This window comes from Streptomyces sp. NPDC040622, assembly GCF_055593965.1.
The window spans coordinates 62062-80692 of record NZ_JBVIXD010000018.1; the positions used below are offsets into that span (position 1 = coordinate 62062).

At 71.3% G+C, this 18631-nt stretch carries 18 protein-coding genes; 9 read left to right on the plus strand and 9 right to left on the minus strand.

Going from position 1 to position 18631, the window contains the following annotated elements:
* Positions 1-10 precede the first annotated feature (10 nt).
* Positions 11-1522: an acyl-CoA synthetase gene (locus ACZ592_RS36675; RefSeq protein WP_471586067.1), complete on the plus strand. Its 1512-nt coding sequence runs from the start codon at positions 11-13 to the stop codon at positions 1520-1522.
* A 20-nt stretch (positions 1523-1542) separates the two neighbouring features.
* Here the strand turns inward: ACZ592_RS36675 and ACZ592_RS36680 are convergent, their stop codons facing one another.
* A complete protein-coding gene (locus tag ACZ592_RS36680; protein ID WP_471586068.1) occupies positions 1543-2442 on the minus strand; it encodes a LysR substrate-binding domain-containing protein in 900 nt (299 codons plus the stop codon).
* 141 nt (positions 2443-2583) lie between these two features.
* Between ACZ592_RS36680 and ACZ592_RS36685 the strand changes: the two genes are divergently transcribed.
* The 4 genes from ACZ592_RS36685 to ACZ592_RS36700 all read left to right on the plus strand — a co-directional run bounded on the left by ACZ592_RS36685 (position 2584) and on the right by ACZ592_RS36700 (position 6499).
* On the plus strand, positions 2584-3594 hold the full coding sequence (locus tag ACZ592_RS36685; RefSeq protein ID WP_471586069.1) for an aldo/keto reductase: 1011 nt from the start codon (positions 2584-2586) through the stop codon (positions 3592-3594).
* Positions 3595-3683: 89 nt separating this feature from the next.
* Entirely contained in the window at positions 3684-4100 is a 417-nt protein-coding gene (locus ACZ592_RS36690; protein WP_471586070.1) for an SRPBCC family protein, read from the plus strand.
* 71 nt (positions 4101-4171) lie between these two features.
* The gene (locus ACZ592_RS36695; protein WP_471586071.1) at positions 4172-4966 is read left to right on the plus strand and encodes an SDR family NAD(P)-dependent oxidoreductase; all 795 of its coding nucleotides are present in this window, start codon (positions 4172-4174) and stop codon (positions 4964-4966) included.
* Between the two features lie 3 nt (positions 4967-4969).
* Positions 4970-6499 (plus strand): FGGY-family carbohydrate kinase, encoded by a 1530-nt coding sequence (locus ACZ592_RS36700; RefSeq protein ID WP_471586072.1) that lies wholly within the window; start codon positions 4970-4972, stop codon positions 6497-6499.
* 29 nt (positions 6500-6528) lie between these two features.
* On the opposite strand, the gene ACZ592_RS36705 is transcribed toward ACZ592_RS36700, so the two are convergent.
* Both ACZ592_RS36705 and ACZ592_RS36710 read right to left on the minus strand, forming a co-directional pair.
* A complete protein-coding gene (locus ACZ592_RS36705) occupies positions 6529-7401 on the minus strand; it encodes a glycoside hydrolase family 16 protein (RefSeq protein ID WP_471586073.1) in 873 nt (290 codons plus the stop codon).
* A 176-nt stretch (positions 7402-7577) separates the two neighbouring features.
* Positions 7578-9950, minus strand: a complete 2373-nt coding sequence (locus ACZ592_RS36710) for an ATP-binding cassette domain-containing protein (protein ID WP_471586074.1) — start codon at positions 9948-9950, stop codon at positions 7578-7580.
* A 199-nt stretch (positions 9951-10149) separates the two neighbouring features.
* Here ACZ592_RS36710 and ACZ592_RS36715 point away from each other — a divergent pair, with 199 nt between their 5' ends.
* Complete coding sequence (locus ACZ592_RS36715; RefSeq protein ID WP_471586075.1) at positions 10150-11478, plus strand: aldo/keto reductase; 1329 nt, start codon at positions 10150-10152, stop codon at positions 11476-11478.
* Positions 11479-11547: 69 nt separating this feature from the next.
* Positions 11548-12252 (plus strand): Clp protease N-terminal domain-containing protein, encoded by a 705-nt coding sequence (locus tag ACZ592_RS36720; RefSeq protein WP_471586076.1) that lies wholly within the window; start codon positions 11548-11550, stop codon positions 12250-12252.
* A 19-nt stretch (positions 12253-12271) separates the two neighbouring features.
* Here the strand turns inward: ACZ592_RS36720 and ACZ592_RS36725 are convergent, their stop codons facing one another.
* From ACZ592_RS36725 to ACZ592_RS36740, 4 genes are all read right to left on the minus strand, one after another.
* Positions 12272-13816: an MFS transporter gene (locus tag ACZ592_RS36725; RefSeq protein ID WP_471586077.1), complete on the minus strand. Its 1545-nt coding sequence runs from the start codon at positions 13814-13816 to the stop codon at positions 12272-12274.
* A gap of 136 nt (positions 13817-13952) precedes the next feature.
* Complete coding sequence (locus ACZ592_RS36730; RefSeq protein ID WP_471586078.1) at positions 13953-14387, minus strand: VOC family protein; 435 nt, start codon at positions 14385-14387, stop codon at positions 13953-13955.
* A gap of 100 nt (positions 14388-14487) precedes the next feature.
* On the minus strand, positions 14488-15462 hold the full coding sequence (locus ACZ592_RS36735) for a hypothetical protein (RefSeq protein ID WP_471586079.1): 975 nt from the start codon (positions 15460-15462) through the stop codon (positions 14488-14490).
* Positions 15459-15773: a hypothetical protein gene (locus tag ACZ592_RS36740; RefSeq protein WP_471586080.1), complete on the minus strand. Its 315-nt coding sequence runs from the start codon at positions 15771-15773 to the stop codon at positions 15459-15461. Before ACZ592_RS36740 ends, ACZ592_RS36735 begins: the two co-directional genes overlap by 4 nt.
* A 195-nt stretch (positions 15774-15968) precedes the next feature.
* On the opposite strand from ACZ592_RS36740, the gene ACZ592_RS36745 reads away from it, so the two are divergent.
* Positions 15969-16352: a Ser-Thr-rich GPI-anchored membrane family protein gene (locus ACZ592_RS36745; RefSeq protein WP_471586081.1), complete on the plus strand. Its 384-nt coding sequence runs from the start codon at positions 15969-15971 to the stop codon at positions 16350-16352.
* A 79-nt stretch (positions 16353-16431) separates the two neighbouring features.
* Here ACZ592_RS36745 and ACZ592_RS36750 read toward each other — a convergent pair whose 3' ends face one another.
* Positions 16432-17109, minus strand: coding sequence for a TetR/AcrR family transcriptional regulator (locus ACZ592_RS36750; RefSeq protein WP_471586082.1), 678 nt, complete (start codon positions 17107-17109; stop codon positions 16432-16434).
* Between the two features lie 123 nt (positions 17110-17232).
* On the opposite strand from ACZ592_RS36750, the gene ACZ592_RS36755 reads away from it, so the two are divergent.
* Positions 17233-17970: a DUF6351 family protein gene (locus tag ACZ592_RS36755; protein ID WP_471586095.1), complete on the plus strand. Its 738-nt coding sequence runs from the start codon at positions 17233-17235 to the stop codon at positions 17968-17970.
* 26 nt (positions 17971-17996) lie between these two features.
* Here the strand turns inward: ACZ592_RS36755 and ACZ592_RS36760 are convergent, their stop codons facing one another.
* A complete protein-coding gene (locus tag ACZ592_RS36760) occupies positions 17997-18422 on the minus strand; it encodes an anti-sigma factor antagonist (RefSeq protein ID WP_471586083.1) in 426 nt (141 codons plus the stop codon).
* Positions 18423-18631 lie beyond the last annotated feature (209 nt).

The following is an 18631-nucleotide window of genomic DNA, read 5'->3' on the forward strand; positions in this document are numbered from 1 at the left end:
CCTTCGCGGCATGTACCCGGGAGCGTACGACCCCGACCGGCCGGCCGTCGTCAGCGCCGACGGCACACGGGCCCTCACCTACGGACAGCTGGAAGAACGTTCCCTGCGGCTCGCGGATCATCTGCGGGCCGCGGGCCTGCGCCGAGGCGACCACCTCGCCCTCCTCTGCGACAACGACCCGCGCGCCCTGGAGGTCTCCTGGGCAGCCATGCGCTCCGGGCTCTATCTCACCGCCGTCAACCACCACTTGAGCGCCGACGAGGCCGCCTACATCGTGCGTGACTGCGGGGCGGGCGCGCTGATCGTCTCGGGGTCGCTCGACGAACTGGGGGCGCGGGTACGGGAGGTGGCGGGCGGCCCCGCGTTCGTGCTCGGTCTCGACGACGGGACGTACGAGAAGGCCCTGGACGACGCCAGCCCCGTGCCGCCCGACCGGCAGCCCCTCGGCGCCGACATGCTGTACTCCTCCGGCACCACCGGGCGTCCCAAGGGCGTGCGGCCTGTGCTCCCCGAGGGGGACGTGCGCACCCGGCCCACCACGTACACCGTCGTCTTCCAGACCATGTACGGCTTCGACGAGGACACCGTCTACCTCTGTCCCGCACCGGTCCACCACGCGGCGCCACTGCGCTTCTGCGGTGTGGTGACCGCACTCGGCGGCACCGTGGTCCTGATGGACTCCTTCGACGCCGAGAGGGCTCTGGAAGCCGTGCAGCGGCACCGGGTGACGCACAGTCAGTGGGTGCCGACCATGTTCGTCCGCATGCTGAAGCTGCCCGCCGAGGCCCGCGAACGCTACGACCTGTCGTCGATGAGGATCGCCATCCACGCCGCCGCGCCCTGCCCCGTCGAGGTCAAGCGGCGGATGATGGAGTGGTGGGGGCCGGTCCTGTACGAGTACTACTCCTCGACGGAGGGCAACGGCATCACCTTCATCTCGCCGGAGGAGTGGCTGCGCAAGCCCGGCTCGGTCGGCCGCGACGGGTTCCTCGGGATCCTGCGCATCTGCGACGAGGAGGGGCGCGTCCTGCCGCCCGGGGAGACCGGCACGGTCTACTTCGAGCGCGATGAGACGCCGTTCCGCTACCACGGCGACGAGGCCCGCACCCGCGAGGCACAGCACCCCGAGCACCCGAACTGGACGACCACCGGGGACATCGGTCACGTCGACGAGGACGGTTACCTCTTCCTCACCGACCGCAAGGCCTTCATGATCATCTCGGGTGGTGTGAACGTATACCCGCAGGAGGCCGAGGACGCGCTCGTCCTGCACCCGGCCGTCGCCGACGTCGCGGTCGTCGGCGTGCCCGACCCCGAGCTGGGCGAGGCGGTGAAGGCCGTCGTCCAGGTCGAACGGGGCATCACGCCCGGACCCGAACTGGCGCGTGAGCTCATCGACTTCGTGCGCGAGCGCATCGCCCACTACAAGGCGCCGCGCTCCGTCGACTTCGCCGACGCGCTGCCCAGGACGCCGACCGGGAAGCTGGCCAAGTCCGGGCTGCGCGCGGCCTACTGGGAGTGACGCGGGGGAGCGGCGTGGTCTCAGATGGTCGCACTGCCCGCCAGGACGGTCTCGCGGAACGACGCCACCACCGGCCGCAGATCGATCCGGTGCCAGGCCGCCCACAGGTGAACGGACGCCTCATACCAGGGCAGTTCGCGTACGGCGACACCCTCCGTGGTGCCCCGCACCATGCTCTTCTGGATGAGCGCGAGGCCGAGCCCGGAGGCGACCAGGCCGAGCGCGGTCAGCGGCTCGGCGGCGTCGAGCCTGATGTCGGGGGTGAAGCCGGAGGTCACGCAGGAGGCGAGGATGGCGTCGCGCCAGGCCGCGTCGAGGGAGTCCTCGACCGCGATCCACGGCTGGCCGTCCAGGTCGGCGGGGGTCACGTCCGTCCGCGCCGCGAGGGGGTGCTGCGCGGGCAGCGCGAGCAGCAGCGGATCCTCCAGGAGGGGCGCCGCGACCAGGTCCGGGTCGTCCCCCGCCGGCGGCTCCTGGACGAGGGCGATGTCGAGGCTGCGCTGGCGCAGGCCCTCGAACTGCTCGGCCGTGGAGAGGCTGTAGAGCGCGACATGGATGCCGGGGCGCTCGTCCTGGAGGGTGCGCAGCGCGCCGGGCAGGACACCTGTGTGCATGGCGTCGGCCACGTAGCCGATGCACAGCCCGCCCTCCTCGCCGCGGCCGAGGCGGCGGCCCAGGTTCTCGAGCCGGTCGGCGTGGCGCAGCAGGGCGCGGGCCTCGCTGAGGAAGACCCGGCCGTCGGAGGTCAGCCGGATGCGCTGCTGGCTGCGCTCGAAGAGGCTGAGGTCGAGCTGCTTCTCCAGCTGGGCGATCTGACGGCTGAGCGGCGACTGGGAGATGTGCAGGGCCTCCGCGGCCCTTCCGACGTGTTCCGTCTCGGCGACGGCCACGAAGTAGCGGAGTTGTCGCAGGTCAAGCATGTAAGACCTCGGAGGACTCAAGTGTGTCCAAGCGAGTCTTGGACAGTCTCAAGCATCGATCCTAACCTCGACAACGCAAGGCCGACGGATCCCTCCCATCGGGAGCAACCGTCCGAAAACCACCACCACAAGGATCGCCCCGTGAGCATCACCTCCCTCCTCCCCGGAGCCCTCGGCTTCGGCACCGCCCCGCTCGGCAACATGTTCCGCGCCATCCCCGACGACGAGGCATCGGCCACCGTCGAGGCCGCCTGGGACCAGGGCATCCGCTACTTCGACACCGCCCCGTTCTACGGCGCCGGACTCTCCGAGCTCCGCCTCGGCGAGGTCCTGGCCCGGCACCCCCGCGACGCCTACGTGCTGAGCACGAAGGTCGGCCGCGTCATCCTCGACGAGGTCGAGGACCCCGCCGCCCGCGACCTCGGTGAGAAGGGCGGCCTGTTCGAACACGGTCGCCCCAACAAGATGGTCAACGACTACACGGCCGACGCCACCCTCCGCTCCATCGAGGACAGCCTGAAGCGGCTGCGGACCGACCGCCTCGACATCGTCTGGGTGCACGACGTCGCCCAGGACTTCTACGGCGACGAGTGGCTCGCCGCGTACGAGAGCGCCCGCACCGGCGCCTTCCGCGTACTGGACCGGCTGCGCGAGGAAGGCGTCATCAAGGCCTGGGGCCTCGGCGTCAACCGGGTGGAGCCGCTCGAACTCACCCTCGACCTCGACGAGCCCAAGCCCGACGCCTTCCTGCTCGCGGGCCGCTACACCCTCCTCGACCACGACCGCGCCCTGCAGCGCCTCCTGCCGGACGCGGCCGCCCAGAACGTCGACATCGTCGTGGGCGGCCCCTACAGCTCCGGCATCCTCGCGGGCGGCCGGCACTTCGAGTACCAGGAGGCGCCCGCGGAGATCATCGCCAAGGTCGGCCGCATCAAGGCGCTCGCCGAGCGGCACGGCGTCGGCATCAAGGCGGCCGCGCTGCAGTTCTCCCTCGCCCACCCCGCGACGGCGGCGGCGATCCCCGGGGCCACCAGGCCCAGCCGGATCGCCGAGGACGTCGCCGCGCTCGGCGAGCCGGTCCCCGCCGCGTTCTGGGCCGACCTGCGCGCGGAGCGGCTGATCGCCCCGGACGCGCCGGTGCCGGCCGTCTGACCCTGCGGCCGGCGCGTCGGCCCCGACCGCCGCGCCACTCCTCCGTACACCCACGACCCGCAACCCCGACGACCCGTCAGGAGAATCCCATGGCCTCCACCGCCGCATCCCTCGACATACCCGCGCCCGCAAACCGCGTCTGGCAGCTGATCGGCGGCTTCGACGCGCTGCCCGACTGGCTTCCCTACATCCGTTCCAGCGAGTCCAGCGAGGGCGGCCGCGTCCGCAGCCTCACCAATGCGGACGGTGGCGTCATCGTCGAGCGCCTGCGGACCTTCGACGACACGGCGCGTACCTACAGCTACACGATCCTGCGGGCGCCCTTCCCTGTCACCGACTACACGGCCACCCTCACGGTGCACGACCTGCCGGGCCAGGGCGCCTCCCGGGTGGAGTGGTCCGGCGTGTTCACGCCCGTCGGCGTCGGCGACGACGAGGCCGTCACGCTGTTCCACGGCATCTTCAGCGACGGACTCGCGGCGCTGAAGCAGACGCTGACCGCGTGAATGATCTACTGAACACGGACCGTACGGACGCCACGGCACGACCTGGCAGGCCGCAGCAGGAGGTAAGCAACATGCTCGTCGATCTCTCCGGAAAGACCGCTCTCGTCACCGGTTCCACCCAGGGCATCGGGGCCGCCATCGCGGTCGGCCTGGCCCGGGCGGGCGCCCGGGTGGCGGTGAACGGACGGAGCGCCGCCTCCGTGGACAAGGCGGTCGAGCGGCTCGGCCAGGAGTGTGCGGGCGCCGAGTTCCTCCGGGCACCCGGTGACATCTCCACCGACGAGGGCGCAGGGCAGGTCTTCGAGGCCGTGCCGCAGGTGGACATCCTCGTCAACAACCTGGGCATCTTCGGTGCCGAGCCCGCCCTGGAGATCAGCGACGACGAGTGGCGGCGCTACTTCGAGGTGAACGTCCTGACGGCGGTGCGGATGATCCGGCACTACCTGCCCGGCATGAAGGACCGCGCCTGGGGACGGGCCCTGAACATCGCCAGTGACTCGGCGATCGTCACGCCCGCGGAAATGATCCACTACGGCACGTCGAAGACGGCGCTGCTCGCGGTGTCCCGGGGCTTCGCGAAGGAGGCCGCGGGGACGGGCGTGACCGTCAACTCCGTGATCGCGGGGCCCACCCACACCGGCGGTGTCGAGGACTTCGTGTACGAGCTGGTGGACCGCGCGCTGCCGTGGGAGGAGGCTCAGCGGGAGTTCATGATCAAGCACCGGCCGCAGTCGCTGCTCCAGCGGCTGATCGAGCCCGAGGAGATCGCGAACATGGTGGTCTACCTCAGCTCTCCGCTCGCCTCCGCGACGACGGGCGGCGCGGTACGCGTCGACGGCGGGTACGTGGACACGATCGTCCCGTAGCCGATGACCTCCGCCACCGCGCCCCGCGCGGGACTGCTGCTCGGCATCGACATCGGCACGTCCTCCTCCAAGGGCGTCCTCACCCGCTCCGACGGCACGCTCGTCGCCCGGGCGCAGCGCGAGCACCCGACGTCCACGCCGCGCCCGGGATGGTCCGAACACGAGGCGGACGACATCTGGTGGGCCGACTTCCGTTCCCTGGCGCGGGAGTTGGTCGCCGGGCTGCCCGCGGGGGAGACGCTCGCCGCCGTGGGCGTCAGCGGCATCGGCCCCTGCCTGCTGCCCGTGGACACGGCGGGCAGGCCGCTGCGGCCGGCGATCCTGTACGGCGTCGACACCCGGGCCGGTGCCGAGATCGCCGAACAGAACGAGCGCTACGGCCCCGACGAGATCATCGCCCGCTGCGGCTCACCCCTGACCAGCCAGGCCGTCGGGCCGAAGCTGGCCTGGCTGCGCGCCCACGAGCCCGCGGTGTACGAGGCCACGGCCCGCTGGTTCATGGCCAGTTCGTACCTCGTGCACCGCATCACGGGACGCTACGTCCTCGACCACCACTCGGCGAGCCAGTGCGCCCCGCTGTACGATCTGGCGGCCCGCGCGTGGATCACCGGGCGCTGCGAGGAGATCGCGCCGGGCATCGAGTGGCCCGAACTCGTCTGGCCCACCGAGGCCGTGGGCACCGTCACCCCGTGGGCGGAGGCCCGCACCGGCATCCCCGCGGGCACCCCGGTCGTCGCGGGCACCGTCGACGCCTGGGCGGAGGCGGCGGGCGTCGGCGTGGCCGCGCCCGGCGACCTCATGCTGATGTACGGAACGACGATGTTCCTGGTCGGTATCGTGGAGCGGCCGCTGACCAGCCCGCACCTGTGGGGCACGGCGGGTGCGTTCGAGGGAACGTACTGCCTGGCCGCGGGCATGGCGACGTCCGGCGCGATCACCGGGTGGCTACGGGACCTCACTGGCGCCTCCTACGAGGAACTCACCCTGGAGGCCGAGCGGTTGCCGCACGGCGCCGAGGGTCTGGTGATGCTGCCGTACTTCGCGGGGGAGCGCACCCCGCTCTTCGACCCGGACGCCCGGGGACTGGTCCACGGCCTGACGCTGCGGCACGGCCGAGGTCATCTCTACCGGGCCGCGCTGGAGGCCACCGCGTACGGCGTGCGCCACAACCTGTCCGCCCTGCGCGAGGCGGGCGCCCCGGCCGACCGCCTGGTCGCGGTCGGCGGCGGCGCACGTGCGCTGTGGACGCGGATCGTCTCCGACGTCACCGGGCGCGAGCAGCAGCTGCCGAGGCACACGATCGGCGCCGCGTACGGGGACGCGTTCCTCGCCGCCGTCGGTGCGGGGCTCGCCTCGCCCGGCGACATCGCGCACTGGAATCCGACGGTCGAGACGGTCACCCCGGACGCGACCGCCTCGGCCGCCTACGACGAGCTCTACGGTCTCTACCTGGACCTGTATCCGTCGACCCGTACGGCCGCACACGTCCTGGCGGCCCGTCAGTACGAGGACGCCGCGCGCCGGGAGGTGTGACGCGCGGCGCATCAACCGCCGTGCGCTGCCTAGTTGTTGGTGGACACGTGGACGTAGTCGACGACGAGCTGCTGCGGGAAGTTGGTGCTGCCGTCCGGGTCACCGGGCCAGTAGCCGCCGACCGCGAGGTTCAGGATCACGAAGAACGGCTTGTCGAAGACCCACTGCTTGCCGCCCAGGTCGGCCGGGGTGCGGGTCTGGTAGACGGTGCCGTCGACGGACCAGGTGACCTTGTTCGGCGACCAGTCCACCGCGAAGGTGTGGAACTTGTCGGCGAACGCCTCGCCGCCCGGCAGTGTGTAGCCCGCGCCGATGCCGCCCGATCCCGAGTAACCGGGGCCGTGCAGCGTGCCGTGGACGGTCCCGGGTTCGAACCCGACGTTCTCCATCACGTCGATCTCGCCGCTCTGCGGCCAGCCCACGTTGCCGATGTCGGCGCCGAGCATCCAGAACGCGGGCCACATGCCCTGGCCGCGCGGCACCTTCATCCGTGCCTCGACGTGGCCGTACGTCTGGGTGAACTTGCCGGCGGTGTTCAGGCGGGCCGAGGTGTACTCGCACCGGCCGTACCAGCACTGGTAGTTGCCGGGATTCTCCTTGCGGGCGGTGATGACCAGGTTGCCCTGGCCGTCGAGCGCGGCGTTCTTGTTGCCGGAGGTGTACCACTGCCGTTCGTGGTTGTTGACGTTGTCGCCCGTCTCGATCTGCCACTTCGAGCCGTCGACGGCCGACCCGGCGGGGCCGTTGAAGTCGTCGGTGAACGTGGCGGCCTTGGCGGCGGGGGCGCGGGGTGCGGGTTCGGCCGACGCGCCGGAGGGGAGCGCGATCAGGGAGGCGGCGCAGCAGGCCAGGGCGGCGGCGGTGAGTGCCGTCCGGCGGCGGATGGAGGTGTGCACTGTCATCACATCGCTTCGCGTGGGGGCGGTGGTGCGTGGGGGACCGGCGGCCCGGCGGAGTGGCAGGCCGGAGCGTCGGCAGGGCATGCGCATGACAAGCAGGTGTCGAGAACTGAACGCGACGGGCGACCGGTCGCCCCGCTTTGTTCAGTACTTGATTTAAGGCAGCCCCCGAGGCGCCGTCAAGGAGTTGGTGCGGACCAACCTGACGGGTTCGGCGCCAGCGCCCGCGCCAGATACGGCGCCGTACGGCTCTCCCCGGCCCGCGCCACCACCGCGGGCGGCCCCGACGCGACGATCCTGCCGCCCTGGTCGCCGCCGTCCGGCCCCAGGTCGATCACCTGGTCCGCACCCGCCACGACCGCCATGTCGTGCTCCACGACGACCACCGAGTTGCCCGCGTCGACCAGCTCGTGCAGGCGCTGGGTGAGGATCTCGACGTCGGCCGGGTGCAGGCCCGTCGTCGGCTCGTCCAGCAGATAGAGCGTGTGGCCGCGCCGGACCCGCTGCAACTCGCTGGCCAGTTTGATGCGTTGGGCCTCCCCGCCGGACAGCTCCGTGGCCGGCTGGCCGAGCCTCAGGTAGCCGAGGCCGACGTCGAGGAGCGTGCGCAGGCTGCGTACGACGGGCGGGGTGTCGGCGAAGAACTCCGCGGCGGCCTCGACGGTCAGGTCGAGGACCTCCGCGATGTTCCGTCCCTGGTACGTCACTTCGAGGGTCTCGGGGTTGTAGCGGGCACCCCCGCAGTCCGGGCACGGCGCGTAGGTGCTCGGCAGGAAGAGCAGCTCGACGCTGACGAAACCCTCGCCCTGGCACGTCTCGCAGCGCCCGCCCGCCACGTTGAAGGAGAACCGGCCGACACCGAAGCCGCGCTCCTTCGCCGTGTCCGTGGCCGCGAAGACCTTGCGCACGACGTCGAAGAGACCGGTGTACGTGGCGAGGTTCGAGCGGGGCGTGCGCCCGATCGGCTTCTGGTCGACGCGGACCAGCCGGCCGACGCCCGCGAGGTCCTCGGTGATCTCGCCGACGAGCGTGGACTTGCCCGAGCCCGACACGCCCGTGACGGCGGTGAAAGCGCCGAGCGGGATCTCCGCCGTCACCTCGCGCAGGTTGTGCCGGGTGACGGGGCCGATCTTCAACCAGCCCTCGGGAGTGCGCACGTCGCGGCCCGGGGGCGGGGCCGGGTCGAAGAGGAAACGGGCCGTCGCCGACTCCCCCGCGCCCGCGAGCCCGGCCACCGGTCCGCTGTGCAGCACCCGCCCGCCGTGCTCTCCCGCCTGCGGGCCGACGTCGACGAGCCAGTCCGCGTGCCGTACGACATCGAGGTGGTGCTCCACCACGAAGACGGAGTTGCCCGCGGCCTTCAGCCGGTCCAGGACCGTCAACAGGGCCTCGGTGTCCGCCGGGTGGAGCCCCGCGGACGGTTCGTCCAGGACGTACACCACGCCGAACAGCCCCGAGCGCAGCTGCGTCGCGAGCCGCAGCCGCTGCAGCTCGCCCGCCGACAGGGTGGGCGTGGCACGGTCCGGGCTGAGATAGCCGAGGCCGAGCTCGGTGACGGTCGCGATGCGGGCGAGCAGGTCCTCGGTCAGTACGCGCGCCGTCTGTGACGAGTCCGCGGCCCCCGCGAGGACCTCGGCGAGTTCGGACAGCGGCAGCGCGGCGAGCTCGGCGATCGTACGGCCCGCGAACGTGACCGCCATCGCCTCGGGGCGCAGCCTGCTGCCCCCGCACGCCGGGCACGGCGCGCTCGCCAGGAACCGCTCGGCCTTGGCCCGAAGCGTCTGGCTCTTGGAGTCCGCGAAGGTCTTCATCACATAGCGCCGCGCGCTCATGTACGTGCCCTGGTACGGCCGGTGGATCCGGCCGGCCTCCCGCACCGGGTGCACGGTCACCACCGGCTGCTCGTCCGTGAACAGGATCCAGTCACGGTCCCGCTGCGGCAGCTCGCGCCACGGGCGGTCCACGTCGTGGCCGAGGGCGTCCAGGACGTCGCGGAGGTTCTTGCCCTGCCACGCGCCGGGCCAGGCGGCGATGGCTCCCTCGCGGATGGACAGCGACGGGTCGGGGACCAGCAGCTCCTCGCTCGTACGGTGGACACGGCCCAGACCGTGGCACTCCGGGCACGCGCCGGCCGCCGTATTAGACGAGAAGGCGTCCGAGTCGAGCCGCTCGGCGCCCGCCGGATAGCTGCCCGCGCGCGAGAAGAGCATCCGCAGGGAGTTGGAGAGCGTGGTGACCGTGCCGACGGAGGAACGGGAGGTGGGCGCCGAGCGGCGCTGCTGGAGCGAGACCGCGGGCGGCAGCCCGGTGATCTCACCGACCTGCGGCGCGCCCACCTGGTGGATCAGCCGTCTGGCGTACGGCGCAACCGATTCGAAGTAGCGCCGCTGGGCCTCGGCGTAGATCGTCCCGAACGCGAGCGAGGACTTCCCCGACCCGGAGACGCCGGTGAAGACGGCGAGGACGTCACGCGGAATGTCCACGTCAACGCCTTGCAGGTTGTGCTCCCGGGCACCCCGGACACGTACGAACGGATCATGAGGGCTGTGCATGGGCAGGGCTCCGTACGCGGCTCGGGGACAAACCCCACGATTCTAGGCCGCGGGGAAATGCGCGAGTCGGGGCAGGGGGCCGGGGGGCGCTGCCGGCCCGCCGGCGGGCGCCCGTGTGACCGTTCGGGCAACGGCGCTGCCCCCGTCAACCGCCCTTCTTCCCTTCACTCACCCCACTCCCGCCCCCCAGACTGGGGAGATGCGTACGCAGACACCGGTCCAGGGCGAGGACCTCCGCACACCCGCCGCACGGCCGCAGCGCTCGCGGTCGGGGAGCGCCTACGTACCCGTGACCGTGCCGCCGCACGTGGCGGCCATCCAGCGCAGCGCGGGGAACCAGGCGTTCAATGCCGTGGTCCAGCGGGCCGAGGACGAGACGGGGACGGCCAAGCCCTGGGTGGTGTTCGGTGTGGACGGCAAGAGCCAGGACCAGCTGAGGTCCGCCGTGGACGTCGGCTACCGCCGCTTCGACTGCGCCGAGAGCTACGGCAACACCCCGGTGCTCGCGGCCGAACTCGCCGCGCTGGCACGGGAGTCGTACGAGGTCATCTACAAGTTCGACGTACGGGCCGGTGAGCGGCCTGAGGAGTTGCGGGCGCGGCTGACCGCGGTGGCCAGGCTCTTCGGCGGGCGGCTCGACGGGCTCGTCATCCACAACATCGGCGGGGACGAGCAGGCGGCGCGGACGGCCTGGCACGTGCTCACCGAACTGAAGGGTGAGGGGGCGGCCACGGGGATCGGCGTGGGCAATGTCGGCGTCACGCACGCCGACCTGCTGGGCGAGCTCGGGGACACCGCACAGATCGACATCGTGGAGAACTCCCTCGAGTCGATCCTCACCGATCCGGCCCTGCAGGAGCTGGTGAAGGACACGGGCGCAGCGCTCTACTACTACGGCGCCCAGACAGTGGCCCAGCAGGTCGCGGGCGACGGCGAGACGGATGTGACCGAGGCCCTGAAGGCGGCGGCCGAGACGGTGAACGGACTGCACGGGGCGGGGCGCGAGGGACTCACCTCGATGATCACCAGCAGCGGCAGCAAGGAGCGCCAGGGCAAGAACCTCGAGCGGTTGAGCCTCAGCCCGGACTCGCTCGACTTCGAGGTGGACTACGGCGCGTTGGGCGCGGTGGACCAGTGGCGCAAGAGCAACAACTCCTGCACGGAGAACGACTCCGCCTTCGAACTCCCTGCCCCGGTGGAGGCTTTCCTCCAAGAGGTGGCCGGCAACCAGGACGCGCTGCGCGCCGCACTGGCCGAGGAGAACGCGACCCCGGACCGCCAGGCGGTGGCCGACTGGGTCCACGGCCGGTGGAACATCGATCCGGCCACGCTCGACACCGTGACGGTGCCCAGCAGGAAGGGGCTGAAGAAGCGGTTCCTGCGGATGCCGCTCGGCGTGGTGCTCGCCGGGCTCTTCGGGGCGAAGAACTGCGACCACAAGTGGTCGATCGAGCTGGTGCAGCTGCTGCTGGCCGACGTCGGCATGTGGGACGACGTGGCGCCGTTCCTGGGGGAGATCACCGACTGATGACCGAGAAGCGACACCAAGCGTCAACTGCTGGTTGACGATCCTCATGCGTCAACTTACGGTTGACGCATGAGTCCACTCGACATCAGCCTCGCCGACCTGATCGCCCGGCTCGACGAGGAACTTCCCGAAGCCGACGAACTGTCCCGCATCAGCGAGGCGCGACTGCGCGCCCAGACCCTGTCCGACCTCGGTGACCAGCTCATCGACCACTACGTCAGCAAGGCCAAGCGGACCGGCGCCTCGTGGACCGAGATCGGTGACGCCATCGGCGTGTCCAAGCAGGCCGCCCAGCAGCGCCACGCACCGGGACCGTTCGAGCGGTACACCGATCTGAACCGGCACAGCATCGTGCTCGCGCAGGAAGCGGCCCGGACGCACAAACACGACTTCATCGGCACCGAACACCTCCTGCTCGGCCTGCTCGGCGAACGGCAGGGCCTGGCGTACGCGGTGCTGACGGCGAAGGCCGGGTCGGAGCAGCGCGTCCGGGACGCGATCGAGGAGGCGATGCCGCCGGCCGGCCAGAAGGCGCTGCGGGGACACATCGCGTTCCGGCCGGAGAGCAAGGAGGCCATCGAGCAGGCGGGCCGCGCGTCGGCCGACCTCGGCCACGACTGGGTCGGCACGGAACACGCACTGCTGGGCCTGATCCGCACCGAGGAGAGCCCCGCCGCGCAGGTCCTGCGCGACCTCGGCTTCACCTCCGAGGAACTGCGCGAGAGGGTCAGGACCGAGGTCGCCGAGCGGTCCGCCGCGCGCGACGAGGAGTAGCGCTACGGCCGCCCCCCTTTCAGGCGGAGGTGACCTCGGGCGCCGCGCTCGTGTCGTGATGGCGCGGGGCGCGGGCGGTGACCAGGGTGAAGGCGACGACGGAGGCCGCCAGCATGATCCCTGCCGCCCACCCGGTGGCGACGGTGAAGCCGTGCACCACACCGGAGTTGACGATCTCCGACTTCTCCCGCGGATTCAGCCCGCCGGTACGCGCCGCGTCCGACAAGTGGGAGGTGATGTACGTGGCGGTGGTCGTCGTGGCGATGGTGTTGAGCAGGGCGGTGCCGATGGAACCGCCGATCTGCTGGGCCGTGTTCACGCTCGCGGAGGTGACACCGGCGTCCCTCGGGGCGACGCCGGTGGTCGCGGTGGACATGACGGGCATGAAGGTCAGGCCGAGGCCGAGACCGAGCAGCAGGATGCCGGGCAGGACGTGCGCGGCGTAACTGGAGTGCGTGTCCAGGAACGTCAGGGTGAACAGTCCGACCGCGCCGAGCAGCAGCCCCGGGCCCATCAGCAGCCGCGGGGGCACGTGATGGAGGAGGCGGGCGGAGATCTGGGTCGAGCCGATGATGATCGCGACCGACATCGGCAGGAACGCGAGGCCCGTCTTCACCGGCGAGTAGCCCAGGATGTTCTGCAGGTAGTAGGTCATGAACAGGAACAGGCCGAACATGCCGATGGTCGCCAGGGCCATGGTGAGCATGGAGCCGCCGCGGTTGCGGTCCCTGACGATGTGCAGCGGCAGCAGCGGATGCGTGGTGCGCGTCTGCCACCAGGTGAACACGGCCAGCAGGACGACGCCGCCGATCAGCAGGGTGAGGACGAGCGTGGAGGTCCAGCCGTCCGCTTCGGCCTGGCTGAGTCCGTAGACGACGGCGACAAGGCCGCCGCAGCCCAGGATCACGCCGGGGATGTCGAGCCTGGCGTCCTTGTGCCCGGTGCGGTCGTGCAGGAGCTGCACGGCGCCGGCCACCGCGAGGACGGCGATCGGCACGTTCACGTACAGGCACCAGCGCCAGTCCAGGTACTCGGTCAGGATGCCGCCCAGGAGCAGACCGATCGCGCCGCCCGCGCCCGCGATCGCACCGTAGATCCCGAACGCCTTCGCGCGTTCCTTGCCGTCGGTGAAGGTGGTCGTCAGCAGCGAAAGGGCGGAGGGCGCGAGCACGGCGGCGAACACGCCCTGCAGCGCGCGGGCGGCGAAGAGCAGGCCGGGCCCGGTCGCCGCACCGCCGAGCGCGGACGCCGCGGCGAACCCGACCAGGCCGATGATGAAGGTGCGCTTGCGGCCCACCAGGTCCGCGATCCGACCGCCCAGCAGCAGCAGACCACCGAAGGCCAGCGTGTACGCGGTGATGACCCACTGCCGGTTTCCGTTGGTCAGGCCCAGTTCGCGCTGCGCCGACGGCAGGGCGATGTTCACGATGGTGGCGTCCAGGACGACCATCAGCTGCGCCAGCGCGATCACGGCCAGCGCCCACCAACGGCGGCTGTCGGGCTCGGTACCGGTTCCTGAAGCAGAGCCTTGACCTGCGGAAACGTGATCGGCTGAACTACTCATACCCAACAGGACACCACGAACCGAGGGGGAGTGCCCGTCCGCTGACCGGTCCGTCCGCCGGCCACCCCGTCGGCACGGCCGTGCTGCAGGACGTCCGGTCGAGGCCGCGTCCGAGGAGGTGGGCGCCTTCGCGCACTCAGTCGAGGCAGAACTCGTTGCCCTCGATGTCCTGCATCACGATGCAGGACTCGTTGACGCCGTCGGCGCGCATGACCCGCACGCACACCGCGCCGAGCGCGACGAGCCGCGCGCACTCGGCTTCGAGCGTGGCCAGCCGCTCCTCGCCCACGAGCCCGGTGCCGGCCCGCACGTCGAGGTGCACCCGGTTCTTGACGACCTTGCCTTCGGGGACGCGCTGGAAGTACAGCCGAGGGCCCACCCCCGAGGGGTCGCCGCAGGCGAACCACGCGTCCCGCTCCTCGGGAGGCAGGGAGCGGTTGAAGTCGTCCCACGTGCCGAACCCCTCGGGCGGCGGGGGCGCGACATAGCCGAGCGCCTCGCACCAGAAGCGGGCGACGCGCTCGGGTTCCGCACAGTCGAAGGTGACCTGGACCTGCTTGATCGAAGACATCGGCGCACGATAACAGGGGTCCCGGCCGCTCGGCTCCGGGGTATTCGGTCCCGGGCACGGGTCATCGATTGGCCGGAGGGGAGCGCCATCGCGGCGGCGGTCAGATTCTAGGTCGCAGGCGGTCGTGGAGCACTGCGAAGGCCGTGCACGTGAGAGGAAGCGACAGGGCTGCCGTGACCAGGATGCCGACGATGACGGGGGCCAGGATGCCGGCGTAGTAGGCCGCGAAGAAGTTTCCCGTGGCCTGTTCGAGGAGGCTCCGCACGAGGGGGCGCAGCGGCAGGGCGACCTGCACGACCAGCCGCAGGACGCCGGCGGTGAGTGCGGCCAGCGGGAGGGCGAGCGCGAGGACGCGCGCTCCTCCGGCGCACGTCCAGGTCAACGACCAGGAGCGGCGCAGGGCGGCGAGGGGGCCGAGCCCGTTGGCAGCGGCGGCCGGGGCGAGGGTGAGCGCGAGGCGCAGCAGTACGGCGACGAACGCGGCGACTGCCGGGGAGTACTCGACGAGTGTGTACTGCCACGATCCGCGTTCCAGGGGCAGCGGGGTGTCGAGGTGGTAGCCGGTGAGACTGTCCGCCCAGACGGCGACGAGCAGCGGCAGGGGCCACACGGCCAGGCCGCGCAGGGCGTACACGGCGAGCACCGGTCGCAGCCGGGGGCGGAGCGGGTCACGCAACCGCCGCTCACCCGGCGGCGCTTGACTCCCTGCCGCGACGGCCCGGGAGCACACGCCCTGCAGGGCCGCGCTGCCGATGCCGAGAAGGAGCAGGAACAGTGGAAGCGTCCACAGGGCGACCTGCACCAGATCGCTGGGGTCGTGCAGGTAGGGGTCCTCGTTGTAGTGGTACCAGATGCGTTGGTTGCGCATGTGGGTGAACAGGGGCCAGGCGAGCGCGAATATCGTGGCGGTGAGCAGCAGCCCGACCAGTCCGGCGAGGCCGACGACGCGCCCGGTCGCGCCGGTCAGTGTCCTCGGGTGCCGTCGCAGGACGGCGAATGTGGAGACTGTGACGCCGTGTTGTCGGTCCTCGTGCGTCGGTGGGACCGTGCGGTCGTGCCGGGTGGTGCGTGTCACGGGGCGAGCCTTCTGTACGTTCCGTTGCGGATCTGTTCGGTCCGGATCTGTTCGGGGGAGGACGCGCGGTGGGGCGGGTGTGGTTCTGCGGACGTGTTCCCGTCCCGGTGTGTGGACGTGTTCCCGTCCAGGTCTGTGGACGTGCTCTTGCCCGCGAGGGGCTTGCGCACGGTGACGGCGCGGGCGAGGAACGGCTGCGTGAGGGACAGCACGGGGCAGGCTCCTGACGTGACGAGCCACGGCGTCGTCGCTCCCGTGCGGTGCAGCAGTCGGGTGCCGAGCACCGGGGCCACCGCGCTCGCCCTCGCCATCGGGACTGAGCCCGCGGCCGGGTCGGTTGCAGGGCTTTGGTCCCTGGCGGACGGTACGTAGAGGCTGTCTGTCGGGGTCGTCGGTCACGACCTCGTGCTGGTGGCGGTCCGTGTCGGCGTGCCGGTCGTAGCCTCGAAGGTGTCCCCTTCCTGTCCGACTTCCTGCCCGCTTTCCTGTCCGATTGGATCAGCGCCATGACTACGTCTTCGATGCCGGCCCGCAGGATCGGCCGACGGGTCAGTGCCGCGCTCCGGATTCCGTTGCGGGCGCTGCTGGTCGAGTCCGACGACCTGCTGGTCGCGGAGCCTGCCGAAGGTGCGGTCTGGGTGCGGGGGAGCCGCCAGAGAGTGGTGTGGTACTTCACCGCGGGCGCCAAGGACACGGTCGCCATCGAGCTGGTCCAGATGGAGGGGCTGCAGGCGGTCAGCCGCGCGGTCCTCGCCGAGGCGGTACCGGAGAGCCGTACGAACTGGGTGGTGACCGTCCCGGATCTCCCCGAGGCCGAGTACCTGGTCCAGATCCGCGCGCACGGAATCCTTGACGCCTTCAGCGCTCCGGTCCGCGTCTCAGCCGCTTGACGGTACGGGTGAAGGCCCTGGCCGACAGCTTCGAGCGGTCCGTGACGACTTCGCGCGGCCCGTGGAGCCGTGAACCGCGTCAGAGTCCGATCAGGAGCAGACGGGACAGGCCGGTCAGCTCCTCCGCCAGGCGGGGGCGGGCGCGGAAGCGGCTGATCCTGAACACGTCGTTGATCATCCCGAGCGCGGCGTGCACCGTCAACTGGACCCCCGTCTGGTCCAGTTCCGGGCGGATCCTGGAGAGAAGTCCGACCCACTCGGCGACGAACTCGTGCTGGACGCGGCGGATCGTGTGGCGCTGGTCGTCGGGGAGGTGAAGCACCTCGGTGACCAGCGCGCCGATCAGGTCGGTGTGTTCGCCGCACATCTCCACGTAGCCGCGCACGAGCGCGTCGAGTGCCTCCTCCGGTGTGCGTGCCGTGGACATCGCCCTGGTCACTCCGACCTGCAGCACGCCCGCGCCCCGGTTCAGCATCTCGAAGAGGATCTCGCCCTTGCTGGAGAAGTGCTTGTAGACGCTCGGCCCCGCGATGCCCGCGGCCGCGCCGATGTCGTGGAGGCTGACCTGATGGAATCCCCGGCTGCCGAACAGCTTGGTGGCCGCGCCGACCAGGGTCTCCCGGCGTGAGGCCAGGGCAAGACCGCCGCCCGTGGCGGGTGCGGGGGCGGCCGGGGCGTCCTCGTGCACGGTGCCGTGGCGCAGTACCGTGACCGAGAGCTCCGCGATCTGCTCCCGGAGCCGGCCCGCGGAGCACACCGCTCGGTGATGACGTCGGCAAGGCCGCGCAGCACGTCCTCCGCGCTGCCTGCGGTGTCCGCGACGCCCTGCAGGCGGCCGTAGGTGTCCGAGAGGACCTGGGCCAGGAGGTCGGGCTTGCCGGTGAAGTGCCGGTACGTCGCGCTCAACTTCGCCATCGGCGGGTTCGACGCCAAGGGGGCACCGGTGGCCCGGCGTTCGCAGGCGGACCCGCGCGCGCTGACGGCGGCGTACCGCAACGACCAGCTCAACAGCATGCGGCTGGGTCTGCGCAGCACGCCGATCATCGACCACCGCGTCCACCTGGACCGGGTACCGCTCGACGTCCACACCGCCCAGTGGTCGTACGTCACCCGGGCACGGTTGAAGGCGGCCAACGGCACCTCGGCCAACCAGGTGATCATCGAGAGCAAGCCGGACCTGACGGGTGAGGCGCAGACCGCGGACGCCTACGTACTGAAGTCGATGGACCGGTGGCTGACCAGGATCGCGGCCGACGGATCCTCGCGCGACAAGCAGGCGAAGGTCATCGCGAACAAGCCCACCGACCTCTCGGACGGGTGTTACCTGACCCCCGACAAGCTCGTCCACGCTCCGCTGACCTACCCGGCGAGCGGGCCGTGCGCGGACGAGTACCCGATCGGCGCGGACCCGCGCCTGCGAGCCGGCGAACCGCTGGCCGAGTCGACGCTCAAGTGCGCCCTGCGGCCGCTGGACTTCGGTGACTACCAGGTGCACTTCACCCGGACCGAAAGGGCGCGCCTGCACAAGGCCTTCCCGAAGGGCGTGTGCGACTGCACGCGACCGGGCCCCGGCCAGAACGAGCGGCCCCGCACCTGGATCGACTACAGCGGTCGGTGACGGGCCCCGAGGTCGGATCCCGCGGGTCACGGCTCGGGCGTCACGGCACGGGCGGGGAAGCCCGCCGGCCGCTGCCCCTGGCTCGCCGCGGTGAGGGCGTCCTCCAGGGTGGGGACCGGCCGCAGCAGCCGGTGGAGTCCGGCCGCCGAGTGGATCCGCAGGTGCCAGGGCCGGACGCAGACCACGACCAGGAGCCCGCCGGACGCCCGTGCCCGGCGGCGGGTGCGGCAGAGGAGTCCCAGGGTGGTGCAGTCGAAGAACTCCGCAGGGCGCATGTCCACGACCACCTGGGCTCCCGGCGGGGCGGCAGCGGCGTCCAGATGCGCCCGTACGTGGTGGGCGGTCGCCATGTCCAGGGTCCCCCGGAGCTCGACGACGGTGACGGTGTCCAGCGTGTAGGTACGGACGACGGCGGGGGATTCGGGCGGCGCTTGCGGAGGAGAGAGGGTCATGACGTTTCCCGAGGCGACGGTCCCCGCGGTGGCGGGGGGAGGCGATGCGATCATCGGCGGGTCGCCGGGGGCCGGGGCAACGCCTTCCACCTTAGGAAGTATCCCCGTGCAGAATCGTTCAGGCTCTCAGCGGTTCACTCGTGTGAGTGATGGCCGATTGTGGGTGCCCCGCAGTCATCCCGCTCTCTCAGCGAAGGCCGTCGAGCGTG